Source organism: Pigmentiphaga sp. GD03639, from assembly GCF_029845405.1.
Taxonomy (GTDB): Bacteria; Pseudomonadota; Gammaproteobacteria; order Burkholderiales; family Burkholderiaceae_B; genus Pigmentiphaga; species Pigmentiphaga daeguensis.
The window spans coordinates 79,710-94,660 of record NZ_JAOCLR010000023.1 but is presented as its reverse complement, the minus strand read 5'-3'; the positions used below and the strand labels follow the sequence as shown (position 1 = coordinate 94,660).

Below are 14,951 nucleotides of genomic sequence, written 5' to 3'. Positions count from 1 at the left end.
GTTCAATGCCGCGCGAAGGGCGCTCATGTCACGGTTGACGGTGTCTTTGGAACTTTCCCGGTTCGTGTTTGCTCCGTTCCTCTTGATGGGTGCATTCACTAGGCGATGGTGCCAATCGAGCACGTTCTTCTTAGTCAGCTTGGCTAGTTCAACTTTTCCGATTGGATCCAGATTCACCCAGCGTCTGTAGCGTGCCGTGAGGTCATCTGCATTGCTTGCACCGCTTTCTACTTTGACATGCTCGGCATAAGTGGAGCAAGCATCCTCCACCGTAATCGCCGGCTTGCTGCCCCCTTAAATGATGTCCAAGTAAGGTCTAGTAGATTCACTATTTCTGCCTTCACACGGCAGGGTCCACTGGTTCGAAACCAGTACCGCCCACCAATTCCCCCGCAGCGTTTCAATGTTCTCCGGTTTCGCTCGTGCCGCGCGACGCCGGACGATGCACGTCCGCTGGTACGGCTCAGGCCCGTCGCTGCAATCCGATCGTGGCCACCCAGGCCGCGCACCAGCCGATCGCGATGCCCAGGCTGTCCGCGAACAGGTCCGCCCATTCCGCCGACCGGTCGGGTGTCAGGGATTGCAGGATCTCGATCAGCGCGCCATAGGCCAGGAGGCCCAGCAGGCGCGGCCAGGCGGGGCCGGGATAGGCGAAGCGCGCCAGCGCGGCCAGTACGCCGAAGCCCAGCAGGTGATTGGTCTTGTCCCACCCCGTGGTGGGCAGGGGAGTGGCGGAAGGCAGGAGGGATAGCAGGAGTATCCCCAGCGCGGCCGCCCAGAATAGCGGCTTCCATCCGCCGAAGGCGGTCAGGCGTGGATTCATCGGTGTCCGGAGTCAGGCGAAGGGCGGGGAAGGTCCCCGTCCGCCATTATCGCCGGGCTTCGAGAACGCCCCGTGTCAGTTGGTTTCTTTTTCCAGCAGGTGGCGATAGATCAGGCCGCCTATCGCGCCGCCGATCAGCGGCACGAGCCAGAACACCCACAACTGTTCCAGCGCCCAACTGCCCTGGAACACGGCCACGCCGGTGCTGCGGGCGGGATTGACCGAGGTGTTGGTGACCGGGATGCTGATCAGGTGGATGAGCGTGAGCGTCAGGCCGATGGCCAGCGGCGCCATGCCGGCCGGCGCGCGCTTGTCGGTCGCCCCGTGGATCACGATCAGGAAGAAGGCCGTCAGCACCAGTTCGCAGACGATGGCCGCGGCCAGCGTGTAGCCGCCGGGGGAATGTTCGCCGTAGCCGTTGGAAGCGAAGCCGGCGCTGGCATCGAAGCCCGCCTTGCCGCTGGCGATCAGGTACAGGACCCCGCCGGCGGCGATGGCGCCCACGACCTGGGCGATGATGTAGGGGATGGCGTCCTTGGCGGGGAAGCGGCCGCCGGCCACCAGGCCCACGGTGACCGCCGGGTTGAAGTGCCCGCCGGAGATGTGTCCGACCGCGTAGGCCATGGTCACCACCGTCAGGCCGAAGGCCAGCGCGACGCCGGCGAATCCTATGCCCAACTCCGGAAACGCCGCGGCCAGGACCGCGCTGCCGCAGCCACCCAATACCAGCCAGAACGTACCCAGGAATTCAGCGCAAAGCCTTTTGCTCATATATCCCCCATATCGTGCAGTGGTCGAGTAGCACGCGGAGCATGCACCCACTGCGGTTCATGCGCAATCGCGCCGTGATTCTATGAGGCGTTTGCGCAACGCATGGAGCGGTGTTTGGGCTTGTTTAGCGTGCGGCCGTCCGCGCAGCCGGCACCCGATCCATCCCAGCAAGAACCAGGAGCAGACATCATGCGCATCCAGGAGCCTGGGCGTACCCGTCGCGAGCTATCCGGCCGTGGCGAGGGACAAGAACATATCCCGGCTCTAAACTGCGCCCACTCTCAGACTTCAAGGCATGGAACCGTGAAACTCGTGCAGATCCACCAGCCCGGCGGGCCCGACGCACTCGTCATTGCCAATGTGCCGGCGCCGGTGCCCGGGCCGGGCCAGGTCCGCGTCGCGGCGCGCGCCATAGGCGTGGGCCGGCCGGACGTGCTGATGCGCAACGGCACCTATAAATGGATGCCGCCACTGCCGGCGACGCCGGGAGGCGAGATGGCCGGCGTGATCGACGCGGTAGGCGAAGGCGTCGCGCCGGAGTTGGCCGGCCGGCGCGTGCTGGTCAGCGCGCGGGAACTAGTCCGGCGCGGTGGCTGCTATGCCGAGGCGATCTGCGTGCCGGCCGATGCGCCGTTCGAACTGCCGGCGGCCATCTCTTTCGAGGCCGCGCTCAGCCTGCCCAACTTCCTGATGGCCGATGCACTGCTCAATCGCTGCAATCCGGGCGTGCAGGCGCGGCGCGTCCTGCTGACGGGCGCCGCCGGCGGTGTGGCCTCGGCCGTGATCCAGTTGGCCCGGCAGCAAGGCAGCGAGGTCATCGGCGTGGTCAGTTCCGCCGAGAAGGCGGCCTTTGCCACCGCCATGGGGGCCACGCACGTAATCGATCGCCTGCGGGAATCCATCCCGGAGCGCGTCATGGCGCTGACTGATGGCGCGGGCGTGGAGCTGGCCCTGGACCACATCGGCGCCGGCGTCCTGGTGGACTGCCTGCACGCGCTGGCCCCCTTCGGCATGGCCGTGTCCTACAACATCGTGGGCGGGCCACCGCAACCGGAGATCTTCGGGGAGCTGCGCAAGCTGGTGGGCCGCAGCCTGGCCTTGCGCTGCTTTTCCATCCATAGCTTCGACCACGATCGCGGCACGCGGCGCGCAGCCACCGAACGCCTGATCGGCCTGATGGCCGAAGGGCGCATCACGCCGCCTGCGGCCACCCGCATGCCGCTGGACGCCGTCAGGGATGCCCATCGCATCCTCGATGCCGGCGAAACCATCGGCAAGATCATCCTGATGCCCTGACGTCCCAGGAGTCCTCATGCCGCTCGTCGCCGTCCGCAAGACCCAGTTGTCCATCGGCTAGCGCGCCGGCCCGGGTGTCAATGCTGGCAGCCGGGGTATTACCTTATGGGAAGGAGGGGCAGGCTACTATGGCGGCCATCCGCAATACCGCACGTTCCAGGAGCGAAACATGCCCCAAGCCCCCATGCGCCTTCCCGTCTACATGGACTACAGCGCCACGACGCCGGTCGATCCGCGCGTCGTCGACGCCATGGTGCCCTATCTGTACGAGAAGTTCGGCAATCCCGCCTCGCGCAGCCATGCCTACGGCTGGGAGGCCGAGGAAGCGGTCGAGACCGCGCGCGGCCACGTCGCGGCGCTGTTGAACGCCGACCCCCGCGAGATCGTCTGGACCTCGGGCGCCACCGAAGGCAACAACCTGGCCATCAAGGGGGCGGCGCATTTCTACGCCGAGCGCGGCAAGCACATCATTACCGTCAAGACCGAGCACAAGGCGGTCCTGGACACCTTCCGCGAGCTCGAGCGCCAGGGTTTCGAGGCCACCTACCTGGACGTGGACGAGGACGGCCTGCTGCCGCTCGCGCGCCTGGAGGCCGCCATCCGCCCCGACACCATCCTGGTCTCGGTCATGCTGGTCAACAACGAGATCGGCGTGATCCAGGACGTGGAGGCCATCGGCAAGCTCTGTCGCGAGCGCGGCGTGCTGTACCACTGCGATGCCGTCCAGGGCGCGGGCAAGGTGCCCATCGATGTCCAGTCCTTCCCGGTCGATCTGCTGACGGTGACCGCGCACAAGCTCTACGGGCCCAAGGGCATAGGCGCCCTGTACGTGCGGCGCAAGCCGCGCGTGCGCATCGAGGCGCAGATGCATGGCGGCGGACACGAGCGCGGCATGCGCTCGGGCACGCTGGCCACGCACCAGATCGTCGGCATGGGCGAGGCCTTCCGCCTGGCCAAGCTGGAAATGCCGCTGGAATCGGCGCGCGTGGGCAAGCTGCGCGACCGGCTGCTGGCCGGCCTGTCCGAGATGCAGGAGGTCTACGTGAACGGCAGCCTCGAACACCGCGTGCCGCACAACCTCAACATGAGCTTCAACTTCGTCGAGGGCGAATCGCTCATCATGGCGATCAAGGACGTCGCCGTGTCGTCGGGATCCGCCTGCACCTCGGCGTCGCTGGAGCCGTCCTTCGTGCTGCGCGCCCTGGGCCGCAGCGACGAACTGGCGCACAGCTCCATCCGTTTCACGCTGGGCCGCTTCACCACCGAGCAGGAAGTCGATTTCGTCGTCGACCTGATCAAGGGCAAGGTCGCCAAGCTGCGCGAACTCAGCCCGCTCTGGGAGATGTACCAGGACGGCGTGGACCTGAGCACCATCCAGTGGGCGGCCCACTAGGGAAACCGACCGGAACGGCGATGCCGCCGTTTCGTCTGCCGAAATAGCCCAAGAAAGCCCGGCACGGCGCGGTCCGGCGGGGCTATGCTGCGCAGGTCCGTCGTTTCCGGCCGCGCAGCGCGGCCTTCCGTCATGTCCGATCATTCCGCTTCCGGCGCCCGGCGCGCCCTGTCCGGCATTCGCGTCCTCGATCTCACCTCGGCGGTGGTCGGGCCCTACGCCGCCAAGATCATGGCCGACCACGGGGCCGACGTGATCAAGGTCGAGGCCGCCGATGGCGACGTCATCCGCTGGATCGCCGGGCCTTCCCCCACGCCCGGCATGTCGGGCAAGTTCCTGCACCTGAACCGCGGCAAGCGCAGCATCGTGCTGGACCTGAAGCAGCCGCGGGGCCGCGAGGCCGTGATGCGGCTGGTCGCGCGCGCCGACGTGCTGCTGATCAACATGCGGCCGCAAGCGGTCGAGCGCCTGGGACTGGACTACGACAGCGCGGCGCGCGCGAATCCCCGGCTGGTGTACTGCGCGATGGTGGGCTTCGGCCCCGGCCCGTACCGCGACACGCCCGCCTACGATTCCATCATCCAGGGCGGGGCGGGGGTGGCCGCGCTATCCGAGATGGCGACCGGCCAGCCGCGCTACGTGCCCTATGTCGTGGCCGACCGCACCGTGGGCCTGATGGCGCTCAACGCCGTCATGATGGCGCTGTTCCAGCGCGAACGCACCGGCGCGGGCCAGTGCGTGGAAGTGCCCATGTTCGAGAACATGGCGGCCCTGATGCTGAGCGAGCATCTGTACGGCGCGACTTTCGAGCCTCCGCTCTCGCCGCCCGGCGACCTGCGCCTGATCGACCCGCAGGCCAGTCCCGTCAAGACGGCGGACGGCTACGTCTGCCTGACGACCAACACCGATGCCCAGGCTTTCGCGCTGATGCGCGTCATGGGGCATCCCGAAATGCAGACCGATCCTCGCTTCAATACCAAGCAGGCCCGCGCCGCCCATAGCCGGGAGTATTTCAGCATCCGGGCCGAGGCGATCGCCCGGCGCACCACCGCCGAATGGCTGGCGCTGCTCAAGGAAGCGGACATCCCCGCCATGCCCTACAACACGCTGGACAGCCTGCGCACGGATCCGCACATCGTGGCCTCGGGGCTGTTGCGCGAGGTCGAGCATCCCACCGAAGGAAAGATGTGGGACCTGGCCGATCCCACGCGCATGAGCGGCCGGGACGACGTGCCATCCAGGCCGGCGCCCAAGCTGGGCGAGCACGGCGCCGAGATCCTGGCCGAGGCCGGTTATTCGGCGGAGGAGATCGAGGCCTTGGCCGGCAGCGGCGCGCTGGGGCCTTCGTCGGCCTGATCCACGTGCCGCAGGGGCGCCTGCGCGGCCAGGATCTCCAGGACGGTCTGCTGCAGGATGGGGATGTGGCGGTCCAGGAAGCTCTGCGTCATGGTGGAGCCGAAGGTGGTCATGCTCAGCACGGCCAGCAGTTCGCCGTCCTCGGCTACCGGCACGGCGCAGGTCGCGCTGTCCCATTCCACGGTCGCCTGCCGGACCGCGTATCCGCGGGTCCGCGTGGCGTCCAGGACGGCCAGGAGTCCGGCGGGAGCTCCCTGGGGCAGCAGGAAGCGCCGTTCCGGCTCCGAACAGAAGGCCAGGTAGGCCAGGCCGACCGAGGATTGCGTCATCGGATGGCGGCGGCCGTAGGTGGTGGGCAGGTAGGCCAGGGGACTGTAGGGCATGGTGCTGTAGCGCACGGCCATGCGGTCGCCGTCCAGGGTCGACAGGCCCAGCGGCCACTTGATCCGGCGCGTGGCCCGGATCATGCAGGGAATGGCCGCGTCCACGATGAGCAGGCGCTCCGAGCAGCCGTCGCTCAGGTCGCGGACCTTGCCGGTCAACTGGTAGCTGCCCCGCGCGTCGACCTCGCGCACGTAGCCTTCGTCGCGCAGGGTTTCCAGGATGCGGAAGACGGTGGGCTTGGGCAGGCCCGTGTCCCGGTGCAGGTCCGCCAGCGTGGAGTGCATGCGCCCGTTCATCGCGCGCAATACCGCCAGCCCCCGGGCTATGGACCGTATCATGGCGCCGTTCCCCGTCAGGTCCGGGCGTGGCGGTCAGGCATCGGCCCGGGGAGAATAGCGGGAGACGGGCGGCCGTTCGAAGATCAGGTCCCACACGCCGTGACCCAGCCGCAGGCCGCGGGTTTCGAACTTGGTCTGGGGTCGCCAGGCCGGGCGCTCGGCATAGCCTTCGCAGGTATTGCACAGCTGCGGCTCGCCGCTCAGCACTTCCAGCATCTGTTCGGCATAGGGCTGCCAGTCGGTCGCGCAATGCAGATAGGCGCCGGGCGCGAGACGGCTGGCCAGCAGCTCGACGAAGGCGGGCTGGATCAGGCGCCGCTTGTGGTGCCGCTTCTTGGGCCAGGGATCGGGGAAATAGATATGCACGCCCGCCAGCGAAGCCGGCGGGATCATGTCGCGCATGACTTCGACCGCGTCGTGCTGGATGATGCGCACGTTGCGCAGGGCCGAGTCCTCGATGCGGCGGAGCATGGCGCCGACGCCGGCGTTGAACACCTCCACGCCCAGGAAGTTGCGCTCGGGCTGGGCCAAGGCGATCTTTTCCGTGGTTTCGCCCATCCCGAAGCCGATTTCCAGCACCGTGGGCGCCTCGCGGCCGAAGACCTGGGCGAACGAGATGTGCCGGTCCGTATAGGGCAGGGACCAGGTATCCGTCAGTGTCTCGAGCGCTTCCTTCTGGCTGAGCGTGATGTGGCCGCGGCGGTGGACGAAGCTGCGGATGTGCGTGCCCGGCCGGGCGGCCTTGGGCAGTTTCCCGGCGGCCAGGGCCGGATCGGCCGGCAGCGGCAGGGCGGGAGAGGGAGTGGTCATGTTCATCGTGATCCTAGCCTCCGCCCACGGCGACGACGATTTCGAGCCGGTCGCCATCGGCGATAAGGGTGTGCTGGTGCGCGCTGCGCGGGACGATCTCGCCGTTGCGCTCGATGGCGACGCGCTTGCCCGCGTAGCCCAGCGCCTGGATCAGATCGGCCACCGAGGAGGCTGCCTCGATGGTGCGCGGTTCCCCGTTCAATACGATATTCATGGCGCGATTTTAGTCGGTCTGGGACGGCGGTGCGGCAAGCTCCGAGTCAGGTCGGTAACGGATTGATGGTCATGGATGATCAGTCATGCGACTGATTGAATTCGGGTTTACCCCATAGACCCGTGTCCAAGTGTGACCTACTATGTATTTATGCCATATATAAATCATTGTTTTATATATGGTACAAACCGGTCTCTCCGGTTTTCCTCCCACTTGCCGGCGGGATGCCTCCCGCGCCAGGCCTGGCCGCCGCGATGCCGGCGGCCGCAACTGGAGTCCTTTCATGAAACGTCGTGAATTCCTCGGCAGCGCGGCTGCCGCTGCCGCCACGCTGTTGCCGCTGCCGGGCCTCGTGTCCGTGGTGCACGCCCAGGGCAAGGGCAAGCTGACCTTCCTGACGCCGTCGTCGTTCTCGCTGGCCTTCTCGCCGGTGCTGTATGCATCGGTGGCCGGCTATTTCGCCAAGGAAGGCCTAGACCTGAAGATCGAGGCCGGGCGCGGCGCGGCCCAGGTCGTCCAGCTGACCGCGGCCAAGCAGGTGCAGACCGGCCGCACCGGCGGCGCCAACTACATGATGGCGCGCGTCAACAGCAATGCCCCGGTCATTGCCATCGCCACCATCGCGCAGCGTTCGCCGTTCGCGGTGATCTCGTCCAAGGACGCCCCGATCCGCACGCCCCAGGACCTGGCGGGCAAGGTCATCGGCGTGCAATCGGCGGGCGGTTCGATGGAGGCCACGCTCGACCTGATGCTGATGCGTGCCAAGATCGATCCCAAGTCGGTGCGCCGCGAGCGCGTTGCCGATTCGGCCGCGTCCTTCGGCATGATCCAGTCCAAGCGCGTGCAGGGCTTCCTGGGCAACGCCAGTTCCGCCATCCGGCTGACCGCCCAGAACTTCCCGGTCTCGACCATGCAGATGGACGACGGCGTGCCGGGGCAAGTCTACGTGGCCGAGGAAGCCGAACTGGCCGCCAACAAGGACGCCTACGTCGCCTTCCTGCGCGCCGCCTATCGCTCGGCCCAGGAACTGATCGCGATGGACGACGCGGCGCTGCAGAAGGCCGTCGCCCTGATGCGCGGCAAGTACGACATTCCCGGATCGGACAACACGCCGATCGCGCTGGCCGACATGCGCGCCAACCGCGAGCTGTGGGCGACCGCGAACCCCAAGCAGGTCCTGCGCTGCAACGAGGCGCAGTGGACCGAGGGCGAGTCGCTGCTGCGCCAGGCCGGCCTGCTCAAGCAGCCGACCACCAAGCCGCTGTACACCAACGACATCTGGGAGGCCGCCAATGGCTGACAACATCGTGCGCGCGGTACCGCCGGCCGGTAACGTGCACGCGCTGAACGCCGGCCGCGGACCGGTGGTCCGCGTGGACGGCGTGTCCAAGCGCTTCGACACCAAGTCGGGTACCGTCCAGGCCCTGGAGGGCATCCGCCAATCCATCGGCGCGGGCGAGTTCGTCGCCATCGTCGGGCCTTCGGGCTGCGGCAAGTCGACCCTGCTGCGCATCCTGTGCGGCCTGGAAGAGCCCACCGAGGGCCGGATCGACTGGGGCCGGGACGGCCAGGCGCCGCGCATGGGCGTGGCGTTCCAGGACCATCGCCTGCTGCCCTGGCTCAGCATCGAGCAGAACATCATGCTGCCGCGGCTCATGCAGGGCCGGGCCTCGGCCGCCGACGTCGATCGCGCGCTGGCGCTGTGCAAGCTGGTCGGCCTGACCGGTTTCGAGAAGCGCCGTCCGTCCGAGCTGTCGGGCGGCATGAAGCAGCGTGCCTCGGTGGCGCGCGCGCTGTTCACCGATCCCGAACTGCTGTTGCTGGACGAGCCGTTCGGTGCGCTGGATGCGCTCACGCGCGAGCAGATCACCGCCGATACCGAACGCATCTGGACCGAGCAGGGATTCGCCGCGTTGCTGATCACCCATTCGATCAGCGAAGCGGTGCACCTGGCCGACCGGGTGATCGTGATGTCGGCCCGTCCCGGCCGCGTGGTGGCCGAATTCAAGATCGACCTGCCGCGTCCCCGCACCGAAGCCCTGGGCTCGCCCGAGTTCGGCAAGCTGTGCAGCGACATCCGGAAAAAGCTGGAGCTCTGACCCGACATGAAACGACTCGCGCTACAAGTATCCGCCGTCGTGGCCTTCTTCCTGATCTGGAAGGGATACGTGCATTTCTTCGACGTCTCGCCGCTGGTGCTGCCGGCGCCCGAGCTGGTGGTGGTGGCCCTGTTCCGCCTGCTCGGTTCCACCGACACCTATTACCACCTGGGCATCACGCTGACCGAGTGCCTGGGGGGGTTCCTGTTCGCCATCGTGTTCGGCACCATCGTCGGACAGCTCCTGGGCCGCGTCGCCATTCTCGACACCGTGTTCAAGCCCTTTGTGATCGCCTTGCAGGTCACGCCCAAGGTCGCGCTGATCCCGCTGTTCATCCTGTGGTTCGGCTTCGGGCTGGAGTCCAAAATCATCGTCTCGGCGGTGCTGGCCTTCTTCCCCGTGTTCGCCAACAGCTACCTGGGCGCGAAATCGGTGGACCGCGGGCTGTCCGAGGTGTTCACCGTGGGCCGCGCCAGGCAATCGCGGCGCTTTCGCCTGCTGGTCATTCCCAGTTCGCTGCCCTATATCCTGACCGGGATGGAAATGGCCATCGTGCTGGCCATCATCGGCGCGGTGGTGGGCGAGTTCGTGGCCGGCACGCGCGGCCTGGGCTACCTGGCCACCATCAAGCTGCAGGAACTGGAGGTCGATACGCTGTTCGCGGTGGTGCTGCTGCTGGCGGCCATCGGCTTCTCGCTGTATTTCGCCGTCGGTTCGCTGCGCAAGATGATGATCCCCTGGCACGAGTCCGCCAACAAGGTCGCCATCTGATGTCCGGACATCGCCACTGATGCGGGCCCTGGACGAACTGCGGGCGGCGCTGGGCGACGAAGTCGTCCGCGCCGCGGCCGACATTCCCGAACGCCATCTGCGCGACTGGGTCGTGGCGGCGGGAGCCGGCGACGAGCCGCTGGCGCTGGCCCTGCCGCGTACGACCGACGAGGTCTCGCGCCTGCTGGCCTGCTGCTCCCGCCTGCGCGTGCCCGTCGTGCCGCAGGGCGGCCTGACCGGGCTGTCCGGCGGCGCCACGCCGGTGCGCGGCTGCGTGCTGTTGTCGTTGCAGCGCATGCAGGGCATCGAGGAAACCGATGCGCAGGCCGGCACGCTGACCGTGCTGGCCGGCACCCCATTGCAGCGCGTGCAGGAAGCGGCCGATGCGGCCGGCTGGCTGTTCCCGCTGGACATCGGCGCGCGGGGTTCGTGCAGCATAGGCGGCAACGCCGCCACCAACGCGGGCGGCAACCGCGTGCTGCGCTACGGCATGATGCGCGACCTGGTCCTGGGGCTGGAGGCGGTGCTGCCCGACGGTAGCGTCGTGTCCTCGCTCAACAAGATGCAGAAGAACAATGCCGGCTTCGACCTGAAGCAGCTGTTCATCGGCAGCGAGGGCGCCCTGGGCGTCATTACCCGCCTGGTGCTGCGCCTGGCGCCCCGGCCCGCCAGCCAGAACACCGCGCTGTGCGCGCTGGCCGATTACGCCGCGGCCAGCCGCCTGCTGCGCCTGGCCCGCGAGCGGCTTGGTCCGGCGCTGTCGGCGTTCGAGGTCATGTGGCCGGAGTTCTACGAACTGGCGCTGGCGCATGCCGCGCGCCAGGGGCGCGGGGCCGTGCCCTTGTCCCCGGGCCATGGGCTGTACCTGCTGGTCGAGTCCTCGGGCTTCGAGCCGGACAAGGACGCCGACCAGTTCACCGCCCTGATCGAGGCGGCCGTCGAGGAAGGACTGGTCGAGGATGCCGCGCTGGCCCGGTCGCTGCGCGACACCCAGGCCTTCTGGGAGCTGCGTGAATCCGGCAGCGACTTCCTGCCCGCGCTCGGGCCGCGCGTGGGGTTCGACATCAGCGTGCCCACCGGGCAGATCGGCGACTTCGTCCAGACCTGTCGCGAGCGGCTGCGCGCGCGCTGGCCATCTCTGCGCAACATCGCCTTCGGCCATGCCGGCGACGGCAACGTCCACTTCATCGTGCAGGTGGACGACCGGCCGCTGCCGGTGCATGAGATCGAGGAAACGGTCTACGGTTGCGTGCAGGCAAGAGGCGGTTCCATCGCTGCCGAGCACGGGGTCGGGCTGCACAAGCGGCCGTTCCTGCATTATTCCCGCTCCGCCACCGAAATTGCGCTGATGCGCACGATCAAGGCCGCGCTGGATCCGCTGGGGATCATGAATCCGGGGAAGGTGGTGGCGGGAGACGGCCAGCCGCACGCCCCGGCGTCCTGGGCGCGGCGGCCGGCGCCAGCCGCGCCGCCGTCGATGCCGGTGGCGCGGCTATAGCGCCTGTCGGAAGGAGAAGTTGCCTGCCCCGAGCACTGTGCGCAGGCGCAGGTAGGGGGAAAGCGGCTTGTTCGCTATCATGGCCGGAGTGGCCTGGATTCGAGCGAACATTCATGACTGACGCGTCACCCTCCTCCGCCGGCAACGGCAACGAAGCGCTTGCCGCCGTGCCCGGCGAACTGCGTGTCTTCCAATGGCATGACCATGCCTCCCTCTGGTTCAGCCTGGGCGTGGGGCTGCTGGTCATGCAGATGGGCTCGTACCTGCTGCCGGCCCTGAGCCCTTCGCAAGCCTTGCTGGCCATCGTGCTGGGCTCCGTGCTGGGCGCGGGACTGCTTGGCTGGGTTGCGCAGATCGGCTGCCGCAGCGGCCTGTCCAGCGCCGGGCTGATGGTGGCTGTGTACGGGCGCAGCTTCGCGCGCCTGCCCATCCTTCTGAATATCGTGCAACTGCTGGGCTGGGGTGCGTTCGAGCTGGTGGTGATGCGCGATGCCACGGTCGCCGTGGGCCGCCATGGCGGCGCCATGACCGCCGGTTACTGGCCCTACCTGGCCACGCTGCTCTGGGGCGCGGTGATCCTGCTGCTCATCGGCGGCTCCATGGTGCGCCTGGTGCGCCGCATCGTCTCGCGGGTGGCCCTGCCGCTGGTGGTGCTTTCGCTGCTGTGGCTGAGCTGGCAGTTCCTGTCCATGGCGCACGGCCAGGGCCTGGCTGCCTTGTGGAACCGAAGCGGTTCGGGCGGCATGAGCGCGCTGTCCGCCCTGGATCTCGTGATCGCCATGCCCATCAGCTGGCTGCCCCTGGTGGCCGACTACGCGCGCCACGGCAAGAGCGGCCGTTCGGCGCTGACGGGCGCCTGGACCGGCTATGCCGTGGCCAACATCTGGTGCTACGGCCTGGGCGTGCTGGTCGCGCTGACGCTGCCCAGCCAGGACCTGATCATGGCCCTGCTGCAGGCCCAGGGCGGCCTGATCGCGCTGTCCCTGGTGCTGATCGACGAAGTCGACAACGCCTATGGCGACACTTATTCGGCTTCCGTGTCGGCGCACGGCATCGCGCCTCGCTGGAGCATCCGCCGCTGGGGGCTGCTGATCGCTTCAGCCTGCTGCCTGTTGGCGATGGTGCTGCCCATGCACAGCCTGGAGCCGTTCCTGCTCCTGCTAAGTTCCTGCTTCGTGCCCTTGTTCGGCGTCATGCTGGGCACCCTGGGCCTGGGCGCCGACGCCAACCGGCTGCTGCGGCGGGCGCCCGCGGTAAGGGTCAAGGCCGTGCTGATCTGGATCGCCGGCATTGCGTTCTATCACCTGCTGCCGCTCGCCAGCACCGCGCTGGGGTCGGCCCTGCCCACGCTGGTGCTGAGCTTCGGATTGGCCGTGTTGTTCATGCGCCGGCGGGAGCGGGCGGAACCCGTTCCCGCCTAGCGGGCTCCGAAGGCCGGGGCCGCGGCCCCGCGCGGCCCTTAGCGGCAGATGTAGCTCGCCCCATCATCCGGGTCGCCCGTTCCCCGATAGGCCGCCTGTTTGGGATAGGCGCACAGCGGACGGGTTCTTTGTACCGATCCTTCCGCCATGCGCGAGGCGACGAAGTCGTCCGGCGGCTTGCCTTGTTCCACCCACCGGTCCATGAGAGCCAGAATGTCGCGGCTCGGATCCGGAGCCGCATCTCCATCCGCGCGCAAGGTGGTGGCGCCGGGGCCGCCGCTGCAGTGGCCCATGCCGGGAACCAGGAAGAGCCGGTAGAACTCATCGAGCGCGGCCTGGGTTCCTTGTGCGGCGAGTACGCGATCGTAGTAGCCGATGCTGTCGTAGGCACTGACCACCGGGTCGCTCCAGCCGTGGTAGACCATCAGCTTGCCGCCCCTGGACTTGAATGCCGACAGGTCGGCGCTGGTCTGGTCGACCAGTGGCGCGATCTTCGCATACGCGTACGAAACGTCGCGGTCGAAATCGAACGTCCACCAGTTCCACTGCGGATCGTCGAAAACCCAGTAACGCCAGAAATCGGCCCGCACCGGTTCGGTCGATCCCATGTAGCCCGACCAGCCCGACTCGCTGCCTACCGGCCAGCCGGGATAGAGCTGGGCCTTCGTACGGGGGTTGCGCGGACCCTGGTAGATATTCCGCGCGGCGCCAAGCTGGTCGGACGTCAGGCAGTCCGCGGCATCGCCGGCGGTGCACAGCAGGCTGGCGACGTCGAACTTGTCCGCGGTGCACGCGCGAGGATCGTCGATGACGCCGTCCGCCACGCCATCCAGCGTGTCGCACGCCGCGACGGCGCGATCCGTGATGAGCCGCAGTTTGGCCGGCGTCAGGAACTGCGTGAGGTTGTCGTTGGCCGGACGGTTGGAGCGGAAGCGCCACATGAACTCGATGTTCAGGGCCGTGCGGTTATTGCCCGGCGCGCCGGCGATGATGCCGTCGAAATCCTCGGGGTAGCGCTGCGCCTCGGCGAATCCCTGGTGGCCGCCCGTGGAGCATCCCAGATAATAGGCCCGACGGGCCGCCGTGCCGCGCAGCTCGGTCAGCAGCTGCTTGCCGGCGACCGTGATCGCGTTGATCGACCGTGAGCCCCAATCGATGATTTTCTCGGGATTGCCCACACCCCACAGCATGTCTTCGGTCTGATGGCCGGTATCGCCGCCCAGGACGGCATAGCCTTGCCGCATGGCGTAGGCCATGTCGCCGTAGCTCAGCGCCGGGCTGTAGCCGCCATTGCCGGTCGCGACCAGCTTGCCGTTCCAGGATGCGCCTTCGGGCACCCAGAGCTGGAAATTGATCCGCGAACTGGCCGTGGGCGTGGCCACGGCGTCGATGCGGCAGAACGCGGGAACATCATTCAGGTCCTGGCGGCTGTCGGAGGGGCGATAGGTGCCGGCGGGAACGGACGATACCGCCGTGATGCGCGCCGCGGGGATCCTGACATCGGCGAAGCTTTCCAGCTGGCAGGCGCGGGCAGCGGGCCCCGGCGGGGCGGGCGGCGTTCCGCCGCCGCCGCTGTCACCGTCGCCGCCACCGCAGGCCGCGAGCGAGGCGGCCAGGGCAAGCGCGAGAGGCAATGCGGCGCGTGCGGGAAGGGGGTATCCCATGACTTCTCCTTTGGTGTGGCGCCGCGCTCGTTGTCGATCTTGTGCGCGCGGCGAAATGGTGCGGAGCCTTCTTGTCCGCCGCACTCTATGCCAGGAGATTTCATTTGGGAATC

Annotated in this window: 14 protein-coding genes and 1 pseudogene; 8 read left to right on the top strand and 7 right to left on the bottom strand. The window is 67.8% G+C overall.

Annotated elements, in window-relative coordinates; translation table 11 throughout:
• From N5K27_RS21225 to aqpZ, 3 genes and pseudogenes are all read right to left on the bottom strand, one after another.
• Positions 1-270, bottom strand: a pseudogene (locus N5K27_RS21225) (hypothetical protein); the annotation flags it as partial.
• 193 nt (positions 271-463) lie between these two features.
• On the bottom strand, positions 464-823 hold the full coding sequence (locus N5K27_RS21220; RefSeq protein WP_132979846.1) for a VanZ family protein: 360 nt from the start codon (positions 821-823) through the stop codon (positions 464-466).
• Positions 824-898: 75 nt separating this feature from the next.
• On the bottom strand, positions 899-1,594 hold the full coding sequence (gene aqpZ, locus N5K27_RS21215) for an aquaporin Z (RefSeq protein WP_132979847.1): 696 nt from the start codon (positions 1,592-1,594) through the stop codon (positions 899-901).
• Positions 1,595-1,897: 303 nt separating this feature from the next.
• Here aqpZ and N5K27_RS21210 point away from each other — a divergent pair, with 303 nt between their 5' ends.
• The 3 genes from N5K27_RS21210 (at position 1,898) to N5K27_RS21200 (ending at position 5,639) form a co-directional block, all read left to right on the top strand.
• On the top strand, positions 1,898-2,890 hold the full coding sequence (locus tag N5K27_RS21210; RefSeq protein ID WP_243724527.1) for a zinc-dependent alcohol dehydrogenase family protein: 993 nt from the start codon (positions 1,898-1,900) through the stop codon (positions 2,888-2,890).
• Positions 2,891-3,059: 169 nt separating this feature from the next.
• Positions 3,060-4,283 carry an IscS subfamily cysteine desulfurase gene (locus N5K27_RS21205; protein WP_279818588.1) on the top strand — a complete coding sequence of 408 codons (1,224 nt, stop codon included), beginning with the start codon at positions 3,060-3,062 and terminating at the stop codon, positions 4,281-4,283.
• A gap of 132 nt (positions 4,284-4,415) precedes the next feature.
• Positions 4,416-5,639, top strand: a complete 1,224-nt coding sequence (locus N5K27_RS21200; protein ID WP_087837979.1) for a CoA transferase — start codon at positions 4,416-4,418, stop codon at positions 5,637-5,639.
• Here N5K27_RS21200 and N5K27_RS21195 read toward each other — a convergent pair.
• From N5K27_RS21195 to thiS, 3 genes are read right to left on the bottom strand one after another with little or no spacing between them, the layout of a single operon-like run.
• Positions 5,576-6,361: a helix-turn-helix domain-containing protein gene (locus tag N5K27_RS21195; protein ID WP_132979849.1), complete on the bottom strand. Its 786-nt coding sequence runs from the start codon at positions 6,359-6,361 to the stop codon at positions 5,576-5,578. The genes N5K27_RS21200 and N5K27_RS21195 overlap by 64 nt on opposite strands.
• Before the next feature lie 33 nt (positions 6,362-6,394).
• The gene (gene trmB / locus N5K27_RS21190) at positions 6,395-7,177 is read right to left on the bottom strand and encodes a tRNA (guanosine(46)-N7)-methyltransferase TrmB (RefSeq protein WP_279818587.1); all 783 of its coding nucleotides are present in this window, start codon (positions 7,175-7,177) and stop codon (positions 6,395-6,397) included.
• 7 nt (positions 7,178-7,184) lie between these two features.
• Positions 7,185-7,385 (bottom strand): sulfur carrier protein ThiS, encoded by a 201-nt coding sequence (gene thiS, locus N5K27_RS21185; RefSeq protein WP_132979851.1) that lies wholly within the window; start codon positions 7,383-7,385, stop codon positions 7,185-7,187.
• Between the two features lie 283 nt (positions 7,386-7,668).
• Here thiS and N5K27_RS21180 point away from each other — a divergent pair, with 283 nt between their 5' ends.
• The 5 genes from N5K27_RS21180 (at position 7,669) to N5K27_RS21160 (ending at position 13,174) form a co-directional block, all read left to right on the top strand.
• Positions 7,669-8,685: an ABC transporter substrate-binding protein gene (locus N5K27_RS21180; RefSeq protein WP_279818586.1), complete on the top strand. Its 1,017-nt coding sequence runs from the start codon at positions 7,669-7,671 to the stop codon at positions 8,683-8,685.
• Entirely contained in the window at positions 8,678-9,484 is an 807-nt protein-coding gene (locus N5K27_RS21175) for an ABC transporter ATP-binding protein (protein ID WP_087837885.1), read from the top strand. The genes N5K27_RS21180 and N5K27_RS21175 overlap by 8 nt, the downstream gene beginning before the upstream one ends.
• A 6-nt stretch (positions 9,485-9,490) precedes the next feature.
• Positions 9,491-10,255 (top strand): ABC transporter permease, encoded by a 765-nt coding sequence (locus N5K27_RS21170; RefSeq protein WP_087837884.1) that lies wholly within the window; start codon positions 9,491-9,493, stop codon positions 10,253-10,255.
• Positions 10,256-10,274: 19 nt separating this feature from the next.
• Positions 10,275-11,753, top strand: a complete 1,479-nt coding sequence (locus tag N5K27_RS21165) for an FAD-binding oxidoreductase (RefSeq protein ID WP_279818584.1) — start codon at positions 10,275-10,277, stop codon at positions 11,751-11,753.
• A 113-nt stretch (positions 11,754-11,866) separates the two neighbouring features.
• Entirely contained in the window at positions 11,867-13,174 is a 1,308-nt protein-coding gene (locus N5K27_RS21160; protein ID WP_279818582.1) for a cytosine permease, read from the top strand.
• 38 nt (positions 13,175-13,212) lie between these two features.
• Here the strand turns inward: N5K27_RS21160 and N5K27_RS21155 are convergent, their stop codons facing one another.
• On the bottom strand, positions 13,213-14,838 hold the full coding sequence (locus N5K27_RS21155; RefSeq protein ID WP_279818580.1) for a tannase/feruloyl esterase family alpha/beta hydrolase: 1,626 nt from the start codon (positions 14,836-14,838) through the stop codon (positions 13,213-13,215).
• Positions 14,839-14,951 lie beyond the last annotated feature (113 nt).

Bases quoted from the DNA above. Each gene is read 5' to 3' on its own strand.
- N5K27_RS21220 (WP_132979846.1), bottom strand. From the start codon at position 823: ATGAATCCACGCCTGACCGCCTTCGGCGGATGGAAGCCGCTATTCTGG.
- aqpZ (WP_132979847.1), bottom strand. From the start codon at position 1,594: ATGAGCAAAAGGCTTTGCGCTGAATTCCTGGGTACGTTCTGGCTGGTA.
- N5K27_RS21205 (WP_279818588.1), top strand. From the start codon at position 3,060: ATGCCCCAAGCCCCCATGCGCCTTCCCGTCTACATGGACTACAGCGCC.
- N5K27_RS21200 (WP_087837979.1), top strand. From the start codon at position 4,416: ATGTCCGATCATTCCGCTTCCGGCGCCCGGCGCGCCCTGTCCGGCATT.
- N5K27_RS21195 (WP_132979849.1), bottom strand. From the start codon at position 6,361: ATGATACGGTCCATAGCCCGGGGGCTGGCGGTATTGCGCGCGATGAAC.
- trmB (WP_279818587.1), bottom strand. From the start codon at position 7,177: ATGAACATGACCACTCCCTCTCCCGCCCTGCCGCTGCCGGCCGATCCG.
- thiS (WP_132979851.1), bottom strand. From the start codon at position 7,385: ATGAATATCGTATTGAACGGGGAACCGCGCACCATCGAGGCAGCCTCC.
- N5K27_RS21180 (WP_279818586.1), top strand. From the start codon at position 7,669: ATGAAACGTCGTGAATTCCTCGGCAGCGCGGCTGCCGCTGCCGCCACG.
- N5K27_RS21175 (WP_087837885.1), top strand. From the start codon at position 8,678: ATGGCTGACAACATCGTGCGCGCGGTACCGCCGGCCGGTAACGTGCAC.
- N5K27_RS21170 (WP_087837884.1), top strand. From the start codon at position 9,491: ATGAAACGACTCGCGCTACAAGTATCCGCCGTCGTGGCCTTCTTCCTG.
- N5K27_RS21165 (WP_279818584.1), top strand. From the start codon at position 10,275: ATGCGGGCCCTGGACGAACTGCGGGCGGCGCTGGGCGACGAAGTCGTC.
- N5K27_RS21160 (WP_279818582.1), top strand. From the start codon at position 11,867: ATGACTGACGCGTCACCCTCCTCCGCCGGCAACGGCAACGAAGCGCTT.
- N5K27_RS21155 (WP_279818580.1), bottom strand. From the start codon at position 14,838: ATGGGATACCCCCTTCCCGCACGCGCCGCATTGCCTCTCGCGCTTGCC.